General features: G+C 68.5%; 18 protein-coding genes. 6 read left to right on the forward strand and 12 right to left on the reverse strand.

What is annotated here, in order from left to right:
* Window positions 1–34: 34 nt before the first annotated feature.
* From fliN to MKK51_RS23585, 4 genes are all read left to right on the forward strand, one after another.
* Window positions 35–379: a flagellar motor switch protein FliN gene (gene fliN / locus MKK51_RS23570; RefSeq protein ID WP_243981555.1), complete on the forward strand. Its 345-nt coding sequence runs from the start codon at window positions 35–37 to the stop codon at window positions 377–379.
* A 52-nt stretch (window positions 380–431) separates the two neighbouring features.
* Window positions 432–1,796 (forward strand): sigma-54-dependent transcriptional regulator, encoded by a 1,365-nt coding sequence (locus tag MKK51_RS23575; protein ID WP_243981556.1) that lies wholly within the window; start codon window positions 432–434, stop codon window positions 1,794–1,796.
* A 216-nt stretch (window positions 1,797–2,012) separates the two neighbouring features.
* Window positions 2,013–2,339, forward strand: a complete 327-nt coding sequence (locus tag MKK51_RS23580; RefSeq protein ID WP_243981565.1) for a (2Fe-2S) ferredoxin domain-containing protein — start codon at window positions 2,013–2,015, stop codon at window positions 2,337–2,339.
* Between the two features lie 192 nt (window positions 2,340–2,531).
* Window positions 2,532–3,611, forward strand: coding sequence for a lysylphosphatidylglycerol synthase domain-containing protein (locus MKK51_RS23585; protein ID WP_243981566.1), 1,080 nt, complete (start codon window positions 2,532–2,534; stop codon window positions 3,609–3,611).
* A 54-nt stretch (window positions 3,612–3,665) separates the two neighbouring features.
* On the opposite strand, the gene MKK51_RS23590 is transcribed toward MKK51_RS23585, so the two are convergent.
* The 12 genes from MKK51_RS23590 to MKK51_RS23645 form a co-directional block, all read right to left on the reverse strand.
* On the reverse strand, window positions 3,666–4,256 hold the full coding sequence (locus tag MKK51_RS23590) for a PIN domain-containing protein (protein WP_243981568.1): 591 nt from the start codon (window positions 4,254–4,256) through the stop codon (window positions 3,666–3,668).
* Between the two features lie 3 nt (window positions 4,257–4,259).
* On the reverse strand, window positions 4,260–4,718 hold the full coding sequence (locus MKK51_RS23595; RefSeq protein ID WP_243981570.1) for a helix-turn-helix domain-containing protein: 459 nt from the start codon (window positions 4,716–4,718) through the stop codon (window positions 4,260–4,262).
* Window positions 4,719–4,976: 258 nt separating this feature from the next.
* A complete protein-coding gene (locus MKK51_RS23600; protein ID WP_243981572.1) occupies window positions 4,977–5,375 on the reverse strand; it encodes a glyoxalase superfamily protein in 399 nt (132 codons plus the stop codon).
* A gap of 13 nt (window positions 5,376–5,388) precedes the next feature.
* Window positions 5,389–6,042 carry a guanylate kinase gene (gene gmk / locus MKK51_RS23605; protein ID WP_243981574.1) on the reverse strand — a complete coding sequence of 218 codons (654 nt, stop codon included), beginning with the start codon at window positions 6,040–6,042 and terminating at the stop codon, window positions 5,389–5,391.
* An 11-nt stretch (window positions 6,043–6,053) separates the two neighbouring features.
* Window positions 6,054–6,932, reverse strand: a complete 879-nt coding sequence (locus MKK51_RS23610) for a YicC/YloC family endoribonuclease (protein WP_243981575.1) — start codon at window positions 6,930–6,932, stop codon at window positions 6,054–6,056.
* A gap of 69 nt (window positions 6,933–7,001) precedes the next feature.
* Window positions 7,002–8,378 carry an endolytic transglycosylase MltG gene (mltG, locus tag MKK51_RS23615; protein WP_243982237.1) on the reverse strand — a complete coding sequence of 459 codons (1,377 nt, stop codon included), beginning with the start codon at window positions 8,376–8,378 and terminating at the stop codon, window positions 7,002–7,004.
* A 278-nt stretch (window positions 8,379–8,656) separates the two neighbouring features.
* The gene (locus MKK51_RS23620; RefSeq protein WP_243981576.1) at window positions 8,657–9,652 is read right to left on the reverse strand and encodes an acyltransferase family protein; all 996 of its coding nucleotides are present in this window, start codon (window positions 9,650–9,652) and stop codon (window positions 8,657–8,659) included.
* A gap of 69 nt (window positions 9,653–9,721) precedes the next feature.
* Entirely contained in the window at window positions 9,722–10,981 is a 1,260-nt protein-coding gene (fabF, locus tag MKK51_RS23625) for a beta-ketoacyl-ACP synthase II (RefSeq protein ID WP_243982239.1), read from the reverse strand.
* 92 nt (window positions 10,982–11,073) lie between these two features.
* Window positions 11,074–11,310: an acyl carrier protein gene (locus MKK51_RS23630; protein WP_018044468.1), complete on the reverse strand. Its 237-nt coding sequence runs from the start codon at window positions 11,308–11,310 to the stop codon at window positions 11,074–11,076.
* A gap of 269 nt (window positions 11,311–11,579) precedes the next feature.
* Window positions 11,580–12,320 (reverse strand): 3-oxoacyl-[acyl-carrier-protein] reductase, encoded by a 741-nt coding sequence (fabG, locus tag MKK51_RS23635; RefSeq protein ID WP_243981578.1) that lies wholly within the window; start codon window positions 12,318–12,320, stop codon window positions 11,580–11,582.
* 14 nt (window positions 12,321–12,334) lie between these two features.
* The gene (gene fabD / locus MKK51_RS23640; RefSeq protein ID WP_243981585.1) at window positions 12,335–13,276 is read right to left on the reverse strand and encodes an ACP S-malonyltransferase; all 942 of its coding nucleotides are present in this window, start codon (window positions 13,274–13,276) and stop codon (window positions 12,335–12,337) included.
* A gap of 85 nt (window positions 13,277–13,361) precedes the next feature.
* Window positions 13,362–14,084 (reverse strand): carbonic anhydrase, encoded by a 723-nt coding sequence (locus MKK51_RS23645; protein ID WP_243981587.1) that lies wholly within the window; start codon window positions 14,082–14,084, stop codon window positions 13,362–13,364.
* Between the two features lie 256 nt (window positions 14,085–14,340).
* Between MKK51_RS23645 and rpoZ the strand changes: the two genes are divergently transcribed.
* Together rpoZ and MKK51_RS23655 are read left to right on the forward strand one after the other, a co-directional pair.
* Window positions 14,341–14,751 carry a DNA-directed RNA polymerase subunit omega gene (gene rpoZ, locus MKK51_RS23650; RefSeq protein WP_243981589.1) on the forward strand — a complete coding sequence of 137 codons (411 nt, stop codon included), beginning with the start codon at window positions 14,341–14,343 and terminating at the stop codon, window positions 14,749–14,751.
* Between the two features lie 178 nt (window positions 14,752–14,929).
* Window positions 14,930–17,167: a RelA/SpoT family protein gene (locus MKK51_RS23655; protein WP_243981598.1), complete on the forward strand. Its 2,238-nt coding sequence runs from the start codon at window positions 14,930–14,932 to the stop codon at window positions 17,165–17,167.
* The last annotated feature ends 87 nt before the right edge of the window (window positions 17,168–17,254 follow it).

Consider the following 17,254-nt stretch of genomic DNA (forward strand, 5'->3'; position numbering starts at 1 on the left):
GACCTCTTAACACCTGCGACAGCGAAAGCCCGTGATGTCCGACAACTTCAGCCTTCCGCAGCTCAACGGCATCGAGTCGTCCTTCGATAGGCTCGGCTCCGAATCGATCCGCGAGGCGCCCACGACCCCGAAGAGCGCCGCCGACCTCGAACAGGTCTTCGACGTTCCCGTGGTGGTCTCGGCCGTGCTCGGTTCGTCGCGCATGCCCATCGGCGACCTGCTGCGGCTGCAGGCGGGCGCCGTCCTGGAGCTCGACCGCAAGGTCGGCGAGGCCATCGACATCTTCGTCAACAACCGCCTGGTCGCCCGTGGCGAGGTCGTCCTCGTCGAGGAGCGCCTCGGCGTGACGATGACCGAGATCATCAAGAGCGACCACTGATCCCGCCCGCCGCGCTGCTGCGCGAGGCTCCACCGGCACAGGATACTAGACCATGCGGCTCCTCATCATCGGACGCTTGAGCGGCGAGCTCGTCACCGCCTCCAAGATCGCCATGAACCGCGGCGCGGCCGTGACCCATGCGGACGGGGTGGCGCAAGGCCTCGCCGTCCTGCGCGCCAAGGGCGCCGACCTCGTCATGATCGACGTGTCGTTGCCGATCCGCGACCTCGTGACGGCGCTCGCCGACGAGCGCATCCGCACCCCGGTGGTCGCCTGCGGTGTCGCCACCGATGCCAAGGCGGCGGTGGCCGCGATCCAGGCCGGGGCTCGCGAATACATCCCCTTGCCGCCCGATCCCGAGCTGATCGCCGCCGTGCTGCAGGCGGTCTCCGAGGACGGGCGCGCCTTCGTCTGGCGCGACGCCTCCATGGAGAAGGTGGTCAAGCTCGCCGAGCAGGTGGCGCGGTCGGAGGCCTCCGTGCTCATCACCGGCGAGAGCGGCACCGGCAAGGAGGTGCTGGCCCGCCACGTCCACGTGAAGTCGACCCGCTCCAGCCGGCCCTTCGTCTCGGTCAATTGCGCCGCGATCCCCGAGGCGCTCCTCGAATCCGAGCTGTTCGGCCACGAGAAGGGCGCCTTCACCGGCGCCGTCGCCCGCCGGATCGGCCGGTTCGAGGAGGCCAATGGCGGCACGCTGCTCCTCGACGAAATCTCCGAGATGGATGTCCGGCTGCAGTCGAAGCTGCTGCGCGCCCTGCAGGAGCGGGTGATCGATCGGGTCGGCGGCACCGGCCCCGTGAAGGTCGATATCCGGGTGCTCGCCACCTCCAACCGCAACCTTATCGACGAGGTCCGCAAGGGCACTTTCCGCGAGGACCTGTTCTACCGCCTCAACGTGGTGCACCTGCGCCTGCCGCCGCTGCGCGAGCGTCCCGCCGACATCCTCGAACTCGCCACGCACTTCGCCAAGAAATACGCCGAGGTGAACGGCGTGCCGGTCCGGTCTCTCAGCCGCGAGGCGCAGGCGATCATCCGCGAGAATCCGTGGCGCGGGAACGTGCGCGAACTGGAGAACACCCTCCACAGGGCGGTCCTGCTGGCGACGGGAGCGGAGATCGACGCCGACGCGATCTCCACGCCGGAGGGCGAATCCTTCGCCCGGTCCGCCGGGCCGGTGGAGCGCGCCGCCCAGGTGGCCGAAGCCGCGACCCGCGGCCTCGTGGGGCGGACGGTGGCGCAGGTGGAATGCGAGCTGATCCTCGACACCCTCGACCATTGCCTCGGCAACCGCACCCATGCGGCCAAGATCCTCGGCATCTCGATCCGCACCCTGCGCAACAAGCTGAACGAATATGTCGATGCCGGTATCAGCGTCGCCGAGCCCGGCAGCGTCAGGGCCGTGGCGGCCTACGGCTAGGACCGGGGCTCGATGCGTTCACCTCGTCGAGGCCCGCCCGCGCGACTGCGCGGCGGCGGGCTTATCGCGACTTTGTCGAATGCGGGCTGGGCCGCAAGGGGCGTCACGCCCCAGAGAGGCATCACGCCCCGTTGCCGCCCCTCCCCCCTTTGACTAGGTGTGGCCCGGATGGCGTCCCGGTCCCCGGCGCGCCGGACACGGAACGGGCACCCGGATTTGGCAAAGCACGAGAAGGACACGACCGTTCGGACGGCGAAGTCCGGCTATTCCGACATCGTCCTGGTCTGCGCGAAATGCACCAAGCGTGTCGGCCTGAAGAAGGACGAAATTCGGGGGAGGCTCAAGCGGGAGGTCAAGAGGCGCGGTCTCGGCGGGGTGACCCGCGTGGTGTCCACGGGCTGTCTGGGCCCCTGCCCGAAGCGGTTCGTGGCGGTGGCGACCTCCTTCAGCCTGTCGCGCAGCCGCATCGTCCTGATCGACCCCGAGGGCAATGCCGAGCAGGCGCTGGATACGGTCTATCCGCCTGCCCGCCGGTCCGAGTGAAGCAGTCTCCGATTTCAGCCCCAATGCCGCGATAGGATCCGTCCAAGCTCGATTGTGCGTGACAGGCGGAGCACCCTGCCTGGCTCCTCGATGTGTCGCAGATTGTCATCGCGGAACCGGTGTCACGTCTGGGAACCCTGCTGAGAGAGGATCGTCCCCGTTGGCGCTCGTCCATTTCGGAAGTCCGGGCCTGTGACCCGCCGCAGCGCGGCATCTCCTCCCGCCCGGTCGGGACGCGCGAGGCATGTCCTGCGCTATTTGCCCGTCCTGGGCACGGTGCTGGGCCTCGGCCTCGCGATCTGGCTCGTGGCCACCCACGATCTCGGCTCGGTGGCCGATGCCTTCGGACGGATCGGAATCGTCGGGTTGTCCGGCATCGTGCTGACGCGCGTCGTCGTCCTGTCCCTCTGCGGCTTCGCCTGGGAGCGGGTGCTGAACCGGCTCTCGGCCACCGCCGAGGCGGGTGCCTTCCTCATCCTCCGTTTCGTGCGCGACGGGATCAACGTGCTTCTTCCGGTGGCCTCTGTCGGCGGTGACGTCGTCGGCGGGCGGCTCCTCACCTTCTGGGGGGTGCCGGGCGCGCTCGCCGCGGCCTCGATCCTCGTGGACATGCTGATCCAGGTCGGCACGCAGGCCGTGTTCGTCCTCGTCGGTGTCGCCCTGCTGATGCAGATGGAGGGCGAATCCGCCGCGTCCCTCGCCGCCTGGGCGCTGCGGGCGCTGGGCGTCACCGCCATCGTGCTCACCGCCTTCTTCCTGTTTCAGCGCAGCCCGCTCATGCGGGGCGTCGAGGGCCGCATCGCCGAACTCGGCCGGCGCTTCCTGCGCGACCAGGACCAGGCCGTCTCCGGCCCGTCGCCCGCCGATGCGGGCGTCCATGGCGCCCTCGATACCGTCTGGGCGCCGAAGCGCTGGGCCCTGCTGTTCCAGGGCGTCGTCCTGCACCTCCTCGCCTGGATGCTCGGCGCCGTGGAGATCTGGATCGCCCTGACCTGCATGGGCGTGGGGGGCGTGGGTCTCGCCGAAGTCGTCATCATCGAGGCCCTGAGCCAGGCCATCAAAACGGCGGCCTTCCCGGTGCCCAGCGGGCTCGGGGTTCAGGAAGGCGGGTTCGTCCTCGTGGGCGGCCTGTTCGGCATCGATCCCGGCACCGCCATCGCCCTGTCGCTGGCCAAGCGCGTGCCCGACGTGGTGCTCGGCCTCCCCTCCCTGATCCTGTGGCAGACCCTGGAGGCCCGCCGGGCGACGGTGATGGCTCCCCCGCGGGGGTAAGTCGTCGCAGAGCGGCCGGTGTAATGGTCCCGTCGAGCAACTCGGGCGTAACCGCTACAGGGACGCCTCGTGCGAGCAGAGAACATCGACAGTCGACGTTAGTCCGACAGCCTCCATATCGAGAAGCAGTTGCCCTGCGTTCTTCTCCGGTCGGCGCAGACGCAGGCGAAGCTGCCGTAAGGCCTCGACCGCCTTGCCCTCATTGAGGGCGATGGTGTCGGCGATGAAGGCGTCGGCCGTTCGCACTTCAAGATTCAACGGACCGAGCGCCGAGGCCGGAAAATGCCTGATGTTGTCCGTGACGATGGTCGCCGCCTGGGTCTTCAGGGCCGCCGCGACGACATGGGCATCCCCCGCGTCGGGCAGCCCTTTGCAGGTGCCGAGAAAGTTCGCGAAGTCGGAGACCATCGCATCGTCGAAAGCGGTTTCCATGCATAGCCGAGCCCGGCGAGCCCGCTCCTCGCTATCGGCGACATGCTTCCTCGCCAGGATGTCCGAAATCGCGCGTTCGGTCTCATCGAGGATTGGTATCGACCACCGCAGGCGAAAGAACTCTCGTTCCGCCAGGGTCAGAAGCAGGTTCCGCTTGAGGGCACCCGCGAGCACGCAGGCATCGACGATCGCGGTGAAGCGGTTGGCGAACACCGCCTACAGGTACTCGCCGTCGAGGGCGGCGAGGTCCGAGAGCGCCTGGCTCCGGGTTCCGTCCCGCACATCCTTGTACGCGAACAGGTCTTCGGCCTTGATCCTGCGATGGCGCCCGACTGTGATGTGGGCGATCTCGCCCCGCTCCAGAAGGGAGACGAGATAGGGACGCGACACGTTAAGAATATCTGCGGCCTGCTGCGTCGTCAGCATCTGGGTCACCGGAACGAGCGTCACCGCGTCCCCCCGGCCGATATGGCGCAGGAGATCCATCAGGAGGTTCGAGATGGCCGGAGTGAGCGTGATCTCAGCAGATTCCTTGCGAGCGTCATCAAACACGCGCAGTTTCGTCTGCTCGGACGATTGAGTGGCCAGGAGGCGGCGCAGGGTGTTGGCGGTCTTGCGCTCACCGTCCGACGGAAGCCGGCTCCCAAGGCCCTGGGCGGAGGCGGGCAGTGTCATCGTAATCCGGCTCCCTTGGATCGTTCCCGTGTTATATCTGCAATAAACGAAACCAGCGCAATAAGCGAAACGCTATATGTCGTGGCGCGTTCCCGATGACGCCCAGACACTACAGGTCGAGATCGCCGTCATTGAGCCGAGAGGCCGCCTGCGCCCCAAGCAGCTTCGCATTGGCCGGCCAACGCTTCATCTCGCTCCGGCTTTTGAGGTGTCGCGGGTTTCGGGACGCCAAACCGGTGACCACTTTTGCTAACCTGTTTAGGCCTCGAGCTTGGCCTCGCAGAAGCGCAGAGCGTTTCCGAACGGGTCCGTCACCGTCATGACGAGGCCCCAGGGCAGGGTCTCCACCCCCGGCTTGGCATGGATGTAGTTCCTGGCGATCAGTTCCTGCTGGAAGGCGTGAATGCCGGCCATCCGGACGAAGGTCGTCGAGCCCGGTGTCGCGTCGCCGTGATGTCCGCTGAGATGCAGGATGAGTCCGGCGCGCGAGACCTGGGCATAGAGCGGGAAATCGTCGCCGAAACGGTGCTCCCAATCGAGGGTGAAGCCGAGGAAATCGAGATAGAATTCGCGCGCCTTCGCCTCGTCGAAGATGCGCAGGATCGGACAGGTCTGGTCGAACCGGATCTCGCCGTTTGGCCCATTTGTCGGCGTCATGGCCTTACGCTCCTCAGGCGATCCTGTCGGGCTCGGCCAGCAACCCATCGACGAAGTCGGCAAGACCGGTGTTGCGAACCCGCTTCAGGCGTTCGGCGACGAGGATGCCTTCGAGCTTGGTGAAGGCGTCGTTGAGATCGTCGTTGACGAGGACGTAATCGTATTCGTTCCAGCGCTGGATCTCGACGCGGGAATTGGCGAGGCGCTTCTCGATGGTCTCGGGCGAATCCTCGGCGCGGCGCTCGAGGCGGTGACGCAACTCGGCGAGGCTCGGCGGCAGAATGAACACCGTCACCACGTCCTCGGCGAGCTTTCCCCGCACCTGGCGCGTGCCCTGGTAATCGATGTCGAAGATCATGTCGCGGCCCGCACCGAGCACTTTCTCCACCGGACGGCGGGGCGTGCCGTAGAAATTGCCGTGGACCTCCGCCCATTCGAGGAGGTTGTCGGCGCCGCGCAGGGCGTCGAACGCCTCGCGGTCGATGAAATTGTAGTGCTTGCCGTCGATCTCGGACGGCCGGCGCTGCCGCGTCGTTACCGAGATCGAGAGGTCGAGCCCCCATTTCGGGTCGCCGGCGACCGCGCGCGTGAGCGTGGTCTTTCCCGCCCCCGAGGGCGAGGACAGGATGAGGATGAACCCGCGCCGCCCGATCGTCGTGGCCTGCATGTGAGAAAAACCTACTCGACGTTCTGAACCTGCTCGCGGAATTGCTCCACCACGGCCTTCAAGTCGAGTCCGATCCGCGACAACGCGATGTCTCCCGCCTTCGCGCAGAGGGTATTCGCCTCGCGTCCGAGTTCCTGGGCCAGGAAATCGAGCTTGCGGCCGATGGCGCCGCCGGTTCCCAGCAACTCCCCGACGCTGTCGAGATGGGCGCTCAGGCGATCGAGTTCCTCGCGAACGTCGGCTTTCGCGGCGATGAGGACGGCCTCCTGGTGCAGGCGGTCGGGATCGAGCCCGCCGGCCTCGGTCAGCGCGGCGATGCTGGCCGCCAAGCGCGCCTTCACCGCCTCGGGCTGGCGTCCGGGGCAGGCCTCGGCGGCCTGGGTGAGGCGGGACATGGCGACGAGCTGGCCCTCGATGATGGCGCGCAGCTGGCGCCCCTCGGCCCGACGCGCCTCCACCAGGTCGGCCACGAGGCGGACGACGCCCTCGGCGAGATCGTGGGCGAGGGTATCGGACTCTGCCGCCGGCTCGTCTTCGGATTCGATGACGCCGCGGATGCCGAGCAGGCCGTCGAGGGAGGCCGGGGCGAGGCCTTCGGGGCGCGGAACGCGGGCGGCGGCGGCGGCGAGTTCGGCCAAAAGGGTTTCGTTGATCCGCACCCGCGCCCTGGCCTCGGGCCGGGTGAGGGTGAGCGAGAGCTGGCACTGGCCCCGCGTCAGGGTCTTCTGCAGGGCGGTGCGGGCCACCTCGCCCAAAGCCTCCAGGCCGTTGGGCACGCGCAGGCGCACGTCGAGCCCGCGCCCGTTCACGCTGCGGACCTCCCAGGCCCACTGGACCGGGCCGGTGGTGCCTGTGGCACGGGAAAAGCCCGTCATGCTGGAGAGGGTCATGATGCCTTAACTTTAGTCGGTCGTGCGAACATCCCTCCCCACAAGGGGGAGGAAAGTGACGGCAGTGCCCTATTGCGCCTTCAGCGCCGGGACGCTTTTCGCCGAATTGAGGTCGAAGGTCTTGTTCCGCAGCGGGTCGAGCTTGGTGCCTTCCGAGGCGTCGAAGGCCTTCGGGCGCGGGGCCGACGGGTCCGGCGCGCTGCCGGCGAAGTTGGTGCCGTCCGGCGCGTAGGCCGAGGCCCGGCCCGGGACGGCCGAGGGATCGGCCGGCGGTTCGGCCTTGTCCACGGGGGCGGCGTCGGTGGGCGTCTCCTTGCGGGCGCGCTCCACCTGACGCCAGCGGGCGACGTTGCGGGAATGGCCCTCCAGGCTGTCGGCGAAGGCGTGGCCGCCGGTGCCGTCGGCGACGAAATAGAGGTCCTTGGTCCGCGACGGGTTGGCGACGGCCTCGAGCGCCGCGCGGCCGGGATTGGCGATGGGGCCCGGCGGCAGGCCCTCGATGACGTAGGTGTTGTAGGGGGTCGCCCGGTCGATCTCGGAGCGCTGGATGCCGCGACCCAGGGTGCCGCGCCCGCCCACCAGTCCGTAGACGATGGTGGGGTCCGATTGCAGCTTCATCCGCTTGTTGAGGCGATTGACGAAGACGCCGGCCACGCGCGGCCGCTCGTCGGCCCGGCCGGTCTCCTTCTCGACGATGGAGGCCAGGGTCACCATCTCCGCCGGGGTCTTCACCGGGATCTCGGCCGAGCGGCGCAGCCAGATCTGGTTCAGCACCTCGCGCTGCTTGGCGCGCATCAGGTTGACGATCTGCTGGCGCGTGGCGCCGCGCTCGAACTTGTAGGTGTCGGGCAGGAGCGAGCCTTCCGGCGGGATCTCGTTGATGTCGCCGGTGAGGATGTCGTTGTCGTTGAGGCGCACCACGATCTGTTCGGAGGTCAGCCCCTCGGGGAAGGTGATGGCGTGCTGCACCTGCCGGCCGGTGGACAGGGTCTCGATCGTGTCGCCGATGCTGGCATGGGCCTTGAATGTGTACTCGCCGGCCTTCAGCGCCTTGCCGGAGAAGCGGGAGGCCCATTCGAACAGGGCGGTGTGGCTGATGACGCCCTCGCGGCTGAGGGCGTCGGCGATCTCGGAGGTGCCGCTGCGGGGCGGGATGACCACGACCTTGTCGGCTGCGAGCGGGCCGGGCTCGCGGATCTGCCGGTCGAACAGCGTCACGCCGATCATCGCGGCGATGGCGAGGACCACGACGGCGGTGAGCAGGCCGCTGATCGTGCTCAGCAATCCGCCACGCTCGCGAACGGGGCGCTGGGGCGGAGGCGGCGCGGCGGTGGGCTTGATCGCCTCGCTGGGGCTGCGCGGGGATACGCGGTGCGGCATGGCCGGTTCATCGGACGGGGCCGCCATCGCCGCCTGATCCGGGTCTTTGCGCTTGCGGAAGAACATGGACATCCTGTTCGAGCCTCGCCTCTCGCCAACCTTGTCCCGGCCCGACGATGCGGTCGTCGTGTCGTCCTGGCCGAGCGGGGGCCACGGGGTCCACGAGACTCAGGCCAGGAAGCTCAGGCCAGGGGACTCAGGCCAAGAGACACAGGCAATGAGGTGCCGGCGCAGGGATGGGCTTCTCGCCAAGAAGCTTCGGGATCCGTGCGTCGAACCTGACTACACCCGGGCGGGCGGGTTGTACGAGCCGGATTGAACCGGTTTTGTGGCAAAAAGGCGTATTATCGCTTCGTCGTCACGGCCGTGCTCCCGTTCCCCACCGCCAGGCGGCGTGGCCTCACGAAGCGTGTGAGAAAGGCCCCCACCGGGCGCTCGAACAGGCGGTACGAGGCCAGGGCCAGCGCGATCGCGATGATGGCCGTGGCCGCCTTGGCGGTGAGCGTGGTGCCGAGGATCTTCGTCATGAGCGAGATGACGAGGCCGTGGAGCAGGTAGAGCGAGTAGGACGCGTCGCCGCCGATCTCCAGCACCCGCAATCCGGACGGCCACCGCCCCGCCCGCTCGATGGCCAGCGCGCCGCAGACGATGAGACAGGCCGGGAGGCCCCAGGTGAGCAGGCGGTACTGCTGGTCGTAGATTCCGAGGCTTGCGAGCCCTGCGAGCCCGATCACGCCGATCCCGAGCATCGCCATGCCCCTGCCGGCGCCCGAGGGCCGCACCCAAGTGGCGAGCGCGAGCCCGGCGGCGAATTCCAGGAGCAGGGGCGTCGTCCATTGGAGGAGGATCGCGTCCGCCGGCTGGAAGACCGCGCCCGCCAGCGCGAGAAGCGCGAGGGTGGCGGCGGCAAAGCGGATCGGCGCCCCGAGGACGAGCCCCGCCGCGAAGATCGCGTAGAACAGCATCTCCACGTTCAGGGTCCAGCCCACCGGCACGATGGGCCAGAGACCGCCGCCCGCTTCGAAATAGGGAACGAACAGCAGGGACTTCGCGAGGCTCGGCGGATCGACGGTGATCCGGCTGAACACGCCCAGGACGGACACCGCGCCCAGGAACAGCGTCACCGCCCAATACAGCGGCACGACACGGATGATCCGCTTGGCGAGGAAGGTCGACGGCGTCTCCCCGACGCCGATCGTGCCCATGATGAAGCCCGATATGACGAAGAAGATGTCGATGCCCACCGCCCCGACGATGAACGTTCCATCGGCCAGATGGAACGCCATCACGAGGAGGGCCGCCACGAAGCGAAGGGCCTGGATCGAGCGGTAATGCGGCATGGTCGTTCCCGGTGAGCTCCCGGCCGCTATCCGGGCGATCCGATTCGCAACGTCGGACCGGCCCGGGTCTCAGACCCGCCGCATCACCAGGCTGGCATTCGTGCCGCCGAAGCCGAACGAGTTCGAGAGCACGACATCCACCTGCTTGCGCTTGGCCTCGTGGGGCACGAGGTCGATGGCCGTTTCCACCGAGGGCGTGTCGAGGTTCAGGGTCGGCGGCATCACGCCGTCGCGGATGGTGAGGATCGAGAAGATCGCCTCGATGGCACCGGCGGCGCCGAGCAGGTGGCCCACGGCCGACTTGGTGGAGGACATGGCGGCCTGGGCGGCGTGCTCGCCGAGGAGGCGCTCCACGGCCTTGAGTTCGAGCTCGTCGCCCATGGGCGTCGAGGTACCGTGGGCGTTGATGTAGTCGATGTCGGAGGCCTGGATGCCGGCGCGCTTCACCGCGGCGCTCATGCAGCGGAAGGCGCCGTCGCCGTCCGGGGCCGGAGAGGTGATGTGGTAGGCGTCGCCCGTGAGGCCGTAGCCGACCACCTCGGCATAGATCCGAGCACCGCGTGCCTTGGCGTGCTCGTACTCTTCGAGAACGACGACGCCGGCGCCCTCCCCCATGACGAAGCCGTCACGGTCCTTGTCGTAGGGCCGGGAGGCCTTGGTGGGCTGGTCGTTGAAGCCGGTGGACAGGGCGCGGCAGGCGGCGAAGCCCGCGAGCGCCAGGCGGTTCACCGGGGATTCGGCGCCGCCGGCCACCATCACGTCGGCATCCCCGAACTGGATCAGCCGGGCGGCGTCGCCGATGGCGTGCGCCCCGGTGGAGCAGGCGGTGACCACCGCGTGATTCGGCCCCTTGAGGCCGTGGGCGATGGAGACCTGCCCGGAGGCGAGATTGATGATTCGGCCGGGAATGAAGAACGGCGAGATCCGTCGCGGCCCCTTGTCGTGCAGGGTCACGGAGGCGTCGTAGATGCCCCCGATCCCGCCGATGCCGGAACCGATCATCACGCCGGTGGCGCACTGATCCTCGTGGCTCTTGGGGTGCCAGTCGGCATCGTCCAGCGCCTGACCGGCGGCGGCCATGGCATAGACGATGAACGGATCGACCTTGCGCTGCTCCTTCGTCTCCATCCACTGATCGGGATTGAAGGTGCCGTCGCTGCCGTCTCCGAACGGGACCGAGCACGCGATGCGGCAGGCGAGATCGGACACGTCGAAGGCTGTCACCTGCGACGCTCCGCTGTCTCCCGCGATCAACCGGCTCCAGGTGGCCTCGACCCCGCTTCCCAGCGGCGTCACCATACCCAAGCCCGTCACCACAACCCGACGCATCGCGTAATCCCGAACCAGTCCCGTCATGTCACTGTCGTTCGGCGCGCGGGGTCCCGAGGACCCCGCTCCTCGCGCCTTTCGTGCCGTCGTGCTTACGCGGAGTTCTTCTCGAGGAACTTCACGGCATCGCCGACCGTCTGGATGGTCTCGGCGGCGTCGTCGGGGATTTCGACGTTGAACTCTTCCTCGAAGGCCATCACGAGCTCGACGGTGTCGAGGCTGTCGGCACCGAGGTCATCGATGAAGTTGGCGCCCTCGACCACCTTCTCCGGCTCCACGCCGAGGTGCTCGACAACGATCTTCTTCACGCGCTCAGCGATATCGCTCATCGTTCTTGGTCCTTGGTTATTCGATCGTGATGGTGAAGGTGCCGTGGCCGCCGTTCCGCTGGTGCGGATCTCTGGAAGCGGCCGGTGTCCGATCGCGCGTGGTCTTGAGAACCCGCAACACGCTGAACCGTCAACCCCCCTCGCACGGCAGCCGGGGTGGTAGCACAGGGTTTTGGCGCTGGCGAGGGCCGGTTCACAAACCGTTCATCACCGTGGCTTTTTCCCGGACGATCGGCGGGTTTTCCCGCGTGTGGTGGCGCGATACCCGCTCAGTACATCGCCATGCCGCCGTTCACGTGCAGGGTCTGGCCGGTGACGTAGGCGGCCTCGTTCGAGGCGAGGTAGACGGCCGCGGCCGCGATCTCCTCGCCGGTGCCGAGGCGGTTCATCGGGACGCGGGTGAGGATGCCCTCGCGCTGCTTCTCGTTGAGGGCGTCGGTCATCGGCGAGGTGATGAAGCCCGGCGCGATGCAGTTGACGGTGAGGTTGCGGGTGGCGACCTCGGCCGCCATGGCCTTGGTCATACCGACGAGGCCGGCCTTGGCGGCGGCATAGTTCACCTGCCCCGGATTGCCGGTGGCGCCGACCACGGAGCCGATATTGACGATTCGGCCGTGGCGCCGCTTCATCATGCCCTTCACCGCCGCCCGCGAGAGGCGGAACGCGGCGGAGAGGTTCACGGCGATCACCGCGTCCCACTCGTCGTCCTTCATCCGCAGAAGCAGGTTGTCGCGGGTGATGCCGGCATTGTTGACGAGGATGTCGAGGCCGCCGAGGGCGGCTTCCGCCGCCGGCACCAGGGCCTCGACGGCGTCCCTGTCGGAGAGGTTGCAGGTCAGGGCATGGACGCGCTCGCCGCCGAGTTCGGCCGAGAGTGCGTCCAGCGCCTCGGCGCGGGTCCCGGAGACGGCCACGGTGGCGCCCTGGGCGTGGAGCGCCCGGGCGATGGCGCCGCCGAGGCCGCCGGTCGCGCCGGTGACGAGGGCCTTGCGGCCGGTCAGGTCGAACATGGGCAATCCTGTTGTCAGCTGAGCGTCGGGAAGGCGGCCACGTCGTCGGGCGTGCCGACGGGGGTGGCGGTGGCGCCGGGGGCGATCCGCTTGACGAGGCCGGAGAGCACCTTGCCGGTGCCGATCTCGTGGAACTGATCGATGCCGGAGGCGGCCATGGCGGCGATGCATTCGCGCCAGCGCACGGTGCCCGTCACCTGGGCGACGAGGGCCTGACGGATGGCCGCCGGCTCCAGCACCGGCGCGGCCAGGACGTTGGAATAGACCGGCACCAGGGGGGGCTTCATCGCCACCCGGGTCAGGGCGTCCTGCATCGCCTCGGCCGCTGGCACCATCAGCGAGCAGTGGAACGGCGCCGAGACGTTGAGCATCACCGCGCGCTTGATGCCGCGCCCCTGCGCGATCGCCACCGCGCGCTCCACGGCGGCTTTCGCGCCCGAGAGCACCACCTGTCCCGCACCGTTGTCGTTGGCGACGTCGCAGACCTCGCCCTCGGAGGCCTCCGCGGCGATGGACCCGGCCAGTTCGGCATCGGCGCCGATGAGCGCGGCCATGGCGCCGGCACCCGGCGCCACCGCGCCCTGCATCGCCTCGCCGCGGATGCGCAGGAGGCGGGCGGTATCGGCCAGGGTGAAGGTCCCGGCGGCGGCGAGCGCCGTGTACTCGCCGAGGGAATGCCCGGCCACCGCCGCCACATCGCGGACGAGATCGAGACCGCGTGTCGCCTGGAGCACGCGCAGGGTGGCGATGCTGGCCGCCATCAGGGCCGGCTGGGCGTTGGCGGTGAGGGTCAGCTCCTCCACCGGTCCCTCGAACATCAGCGTCGACAGCGACTGGCCGAGGGCCTCGTCGACCTCGTCGAAGACCGCCTTCGCCTGGGGGAAGGCCTCCGACAGGGCCCGGCCCATGCCCACGGCCTGGCTGCCCTGGCCTGGAAAGATGAATGCGCGCGCCATGGTCATGTTCTCGCACGGAAAGGGCGGCGCAGTCGCACCGCCCGCCGCAGGTGTCAACACGAGGTGCCGCGATCGCCGGCCGGGGTCAGGCTTCGTTGAAGAAGTCCACCACCCCGGTATCGAGGCTGTAGGAGGCGCCGACGATGCGCAGCTTGCCCGCCTTCAGGGGATCGAGGAGGGCGGGCTCGGAGGCCGTGCGCATGCGGTTGACGACCCGGTCGACGTTGGCGCGCACGCAATTCTCGATGAAGTCGCCGGGCTTGCCGCGGGCGGACAGCACCGCCGGCACGATCGGCTCGATCATCCGGCCGATGGAGCCGGGATAGACGGTGTTGTTCTCCACCACGTCGGCCGCCGCCTGCACCGCGCCGCAGCGGCTGTGGCCCATCACCAGCACCAGCGGAACGCCGAGTTGCGACACGGCGTATTCCACCGACCCGAGGGCGGCCGTATCGGCAGTGTTGCCGGCGTTGCGGACGATGAAGAGCTCGCCGAGACCGCGCTCGAACAGGATCTCCGGGGAGACGCGGGAATCGGAGCAGCTCACCAGCACGCAGAACGGCGTCTGCCCGAGGGCGATCTCGATCCGGCGGTCGCGGCCCTGCACCGAACGGACGGGGCTGTCGGTCTTGTAGAGGCGGTTGCCTTCCTTCAGCAGGTCCAGGGCCTGGTCGGCACTGAGATCGGTCTTCTTCGTGGACGGAGCGGCGGCGAGCCCGAAAGTCGGCAGGGCAGTGGCCGCGAAGGCGGCCGCGCCGAGCCGGCAGGCGCAGTCGAACAGGTTGCGGCGGCTGAAACGGGTGGTCATGAGAGGGGAACCTCCGTGTTCCGCGCCGAATCGCACGGGCCCGGAGGCATGGTTAGCGTCGGGCGCCCGGGTTGTCTCCGGGGCGATCGGCTGCGCCGGCCGGGCGGATGGATCGGGCGCCTCGTTCGTGGGGCGGGCCGCGCCCCGAGGGGCAAACGGAAAGCGTTCCCCTGCATCGGCTTGTTGCGGCGCGTGAGGCGGTGTATGGAGCCGGTTCAATCTCTAAATTCCCGGTCTATGGAAGGAGCCCTCCCGCATGGCTCGCGTCACCGTTGAAGACTGCATCGACAAGGTCGAGAACCGCTTCGAGCTCGTCCTGCTCGCGAGCCATCGCGCCCGCCTGCTCGCCGCCGGCGCGCCGCTGACCATCGACCGCGACCGCGACAAGAACCCGGTCTGCGCCCTCCGCGAGATCGGCGACGCGACGATCACGGCCGACGACCTCAAGGAACAGCTCATCCACTCGATGCAGAAATACGTCGAGGTCGATGAGCCGGAGGCCGAGACGGTGCCGCTCCTGTCGAGCTCGCCGGCCGCCGCCGCCGTGGCGCCGCCATCCTCGAGCGACGACGGCGCCGTCCAGTTCGACCGGATGAGCGAAGAGGATCTGTTGCGCGGTCTCGAGAACCTCGCTCCGCCGACCGAGACGGACGAAGAGGCCGAGTGATCGGACGACGTACTGTCCACTGACGATCCTGCGAAAACCCGGCCCGGCGCCGGGTTTTTCGTTTTTCGGCGCGAGAAACCGGTGTCATGCGGCGCCATGGGTCTGGCGTGCCCGGTCGCGATGCGGGACAACGAAGACAGAGGCGGGCAGCGACGATGTGTGAAGGGTGTTGCGGCGGATGATGCGCCAGTACGAGCTCGTGGAGCGGGTCAGGCGTTACAACCCCGCCGTGAACGAGGCCCTTCTCAACCGCGCCTACGTCTATGCCATGCGGGCGCACGGCACGCAGAAGCGGGCGTCGGGCGATCCCTTCTTCGCCCATCCCCTGGAAGTCGCCGCGATTCTCACCGATCTCCGGCTGGACGATGCGACCATCGTCGCCGCGGTCCTGCACGACACGGTGGAGGACACGGCCGCCACCCTCGACGAGATCCGCGAGCTCTTCAGCCCCGAGATCGGCGCCCTGGTGGACGGGCTGACGAAGCTCAAGCGCCTGGACCTCGTGTCGAAGCGCGCGGTCCAGGGCGAGAACTTCCGCAAGCTGCTGCTCGCCGTGGCGGCGGATGTGCGCGTGCTCCTGGTGAAGCTCGCCGACCGCCTGCACAACATGCGCACGCTCCACCACATGAAGCCGGAGAAGCGCGAGCGGATCGCCCAGGAGACCCTGGACATCTACGCCCCCCTCGCCGGCCGCATGGGCATGCAGGAACTGCGCGAGGAACTCGAAGACCTCGCCCTGCGCAACCTCAAGCCCGAGATCTACGAGACGATCACCCAGCGCCTGGCCGATCTCGCCGTGAAGTCGGAACGCCTGGTGGAGAGCATCGAGCGGGATCTGACCGCCAAGCTCGCCGCGCAGGGCATCAACGCCGTGGTCACCGGACGCCAGAAGCGGCCCTATTCGATCTCCGCCAAGATGGAGCGCAAGTCGGTCGCCTTCGAGCAATTGTCGGACATCTTCGGCTTCCGCATCATCGTCGAGTCGCTGTCCGAATGCTACGGGGCGCTCGGCGTCGTCCATACCACCTGGCCGATGGTTCCGGGCCGCTACAAGGACTACATCTCGACCCCGAAGCAGAACGATTACCGGTCGATCCACACCACGGTGATCGGCCCGAAGAGCCAGCGCGTCGAGCTGCAGATCCGCACCGCGGCCATGGACGAGATCGCCGAATACGGCATCGCCGCGCACGCCCATTACAAGGAGAGCGGCGGCAAGGACGAGATCGGCGGCGTGCATCCGCGCCTCGCCACGGAGAGCGGCGCCTATCAATGGCTGCGCCGGACCATCGAACTCCTGGCCGAGGGCGACAGCCCGGAGGAGTTCCTGGAGCATACCAAGCTCGAACTCTTCCAGGACCAGGTGTTCTGCTTCACGCCCAAGGGGCGCCTCATCGCCCTGCCGCGCGGCGCGACGCCGATCGATTTCGCCTATGCCGTCCATACCGATGTCGGCAACACGGCGGTGGGGGCCAAGATCAACGGGCGCATGGCGCCGCTGCTGATCGAACTCGTCAACGGCGACGAGGTCGAGATCGCGCGGGCCGACGGGCAATCGCCTCCGGCGGCCTGGGAATCCCTCGTGGTCACCGGCAAGGCCCGCGCCGCGATCCGGCGGGCGACCCGCTCGGCCGTGCGGCGGCAATATGCCGGCCTCGGCCGCCAGATCCTCGACCGGGCCTTCGAGCGGGCGGCCAAGAGCTTCTCCGAGGACAAGCTGAGGGGGGCGCTGCCCCGCTTGGCGCGCCAGAGCACGGAGGACGTGTTCGCGGCGGTGGGCCGTGGCGAGATGTTCTCGGGCGACGTGGTGCGCGCGGTCTATCCCGACCACAAGGACGAACGCCGCACGGCCCCGGCCACCCTGCAGCAGCCCATGGACGGAGGGGCGGGGCGTCTCAGCCTCGCCAAGGGGCAGGCCATGCGCCTGACCTTCCCCGAAGGCGCCGCCGATATGGGCCGTGCCGATGCCATCCCCATTCGCGGCCTCGACAACGACCTGCCGGTGAGCTTCGCCCCCAATGGCGGCGCGGTGCCGGGAGACCGCATCGTCGGCATCCTCACCCCCGGCGTCGGGGTGACGATCTATCCGATCCAGTCGGCGGCGCTCGCGGATTTCGACAACGAGCCGGCGCGCTGGCTCGACGTGCGCTGGGATGTCGAGGCGGGCGGGAGCGAGCGGTTTCCCGCGCGCCTCGCGCTGCAATCGATCAACGAGCCCGGCGTCCTCGCCCAGATCGCCCAGGTCATCGCCGATCACGACGGCAACATCGACAACGTCTCGATGAAGCGGCGCACGCAGGATTTCACCGAGATCGTCATCGACCTCTCGGTCTGGGATCTGAAGCACCTCAACGCCATCGTCGCCGAACTGCGGGGAAAGCGCACGGTGAGCAAGGTCGACCGGGTCAACGGCTGAACGCCCGGTCTCCGTGGAGGGGGCTCCGCCGCGTAACGCTCTATTGACCATGCGCCGGCGCGGGGAGGCCCTCGTCGGGTGGGAGCG

Origin of the sequence: Methylobacterium sp. E-045, from assembly GCF_022829685.1 — a bacterium.
Classification (GTDB): domain Bacteria; phylum Pseudomonadota; class Alphaproteobacteria; order Rhizobiales; family Beijerinckiaceae; genus Methylobacterium.

Excerpts from the sequence above, each read along its gene's own strand:
- fliN (WP_243981555.1), top strand. The coding sequence starts at position 35 with ATGTCCGACAACTTCAGCCTTCCGCAGCTCAACGGCATCGAGTCGTCC.
- MKK51_RS23575 (WP_243981556.1), top strand. The coding sequence starts at position 432 with ATGCGGCTCCTCATCATCGGACGCTTGAGCGGCGAGCTCGTCACCGCC.
- MKK51_RS23595 (WP_243981570.1), bottom strand. The coding sequence starts at position 4,718 with ATGACACTGCCCGCCTCCGCCCAGGGCCTTGGGAGCCGGCTTCCGTCG.
- MKK51_RS23600 (WP_243981572.1), bottom strand. The coding sequence starts at position 5,375 with ATGACGCCGACAAATGGGCCAAACGGCGAGATCCGGTTCGACCAGACC.
- gmk (WP_243981574.1), bottom strand. The coding sequence starts at position 6,042 with ATGCAGGCCACGACGATCGGGCGGCGCGGGTTCATCCTCATCCTGTCC.
- MKK51_RS23610 (WP_243981575.1), bottom strand. The coding sequence starts at position 6,932 with ATGACCCTCTCCAGCATGACGGGCTTTTCCCGTGCCACAGGCACCACC.
- mltG (WP_243982237.1), bottom strand. The coding sequence starts at position 8,378 with ATGTTCTTCCGCAAGCGCAAAGACCCGGATCAGGCGGCGATGGCGGCC.
- MKK51_RS23620 (WP_243981576.1), bottom strand. The coding sequence starts at position 9,652 with ATGCCGCATTACCGCTCGATCCAGGCCCTTCGCTTCGTGGCGGCCCTC.
- fabF (WP_243982239.1), bottom strand. The coding sequence starts at position 10,981 with ATGCGTCGGGTTGTGGTGACGGGCTTGGGTATGGTGACGCCGCTGGGA.
- MKK51_RS23630 (WP_018044468.1), bottom strand. The coding sequence starts at position 11,310 with ATGAGCGATATCGCTGAGCGCGTGAAGAAGATCGTTGTCGAGCACCTC.
- fabG (WP_243981578.1), bottom strand. The coding sequence starts at position 12,320 with ATGTTCGACCTGACCGGCCGCAAGGCCCTCGTCACCGGCGCGACCGGC.
- fabD (WP_243981585.1), bottom strand. The coding sequence starts at position 13,276 with ATGGCGCGCGCATTCATCTTTCCAGGCCAGGGCAGCCAGGCCGTGGGC.
- MKK51_RS23645 (WP_243981587.1), bottom strand. The coding sequence starts at position 14,084 with ATGACCACCCGTTTCAGCCGCCGCAACCTGTTCGACTGCGCCTGCCGG.
- rpoZ (WP_243981589.1), top strand. The coding sequence starts at position 14,341 with ATGGCTCGCGTCACCGTTGAAGACTGCATCGACAAGGTCGAGAACCGC.
- MKK51_RS23655 (WP_243981598.1), top strand. The coding sequence starts at position 14,930 with ATGATGCGCCAGTACGAGCTCGTGGAGCGGGTCAGGCGTTACAACCCC.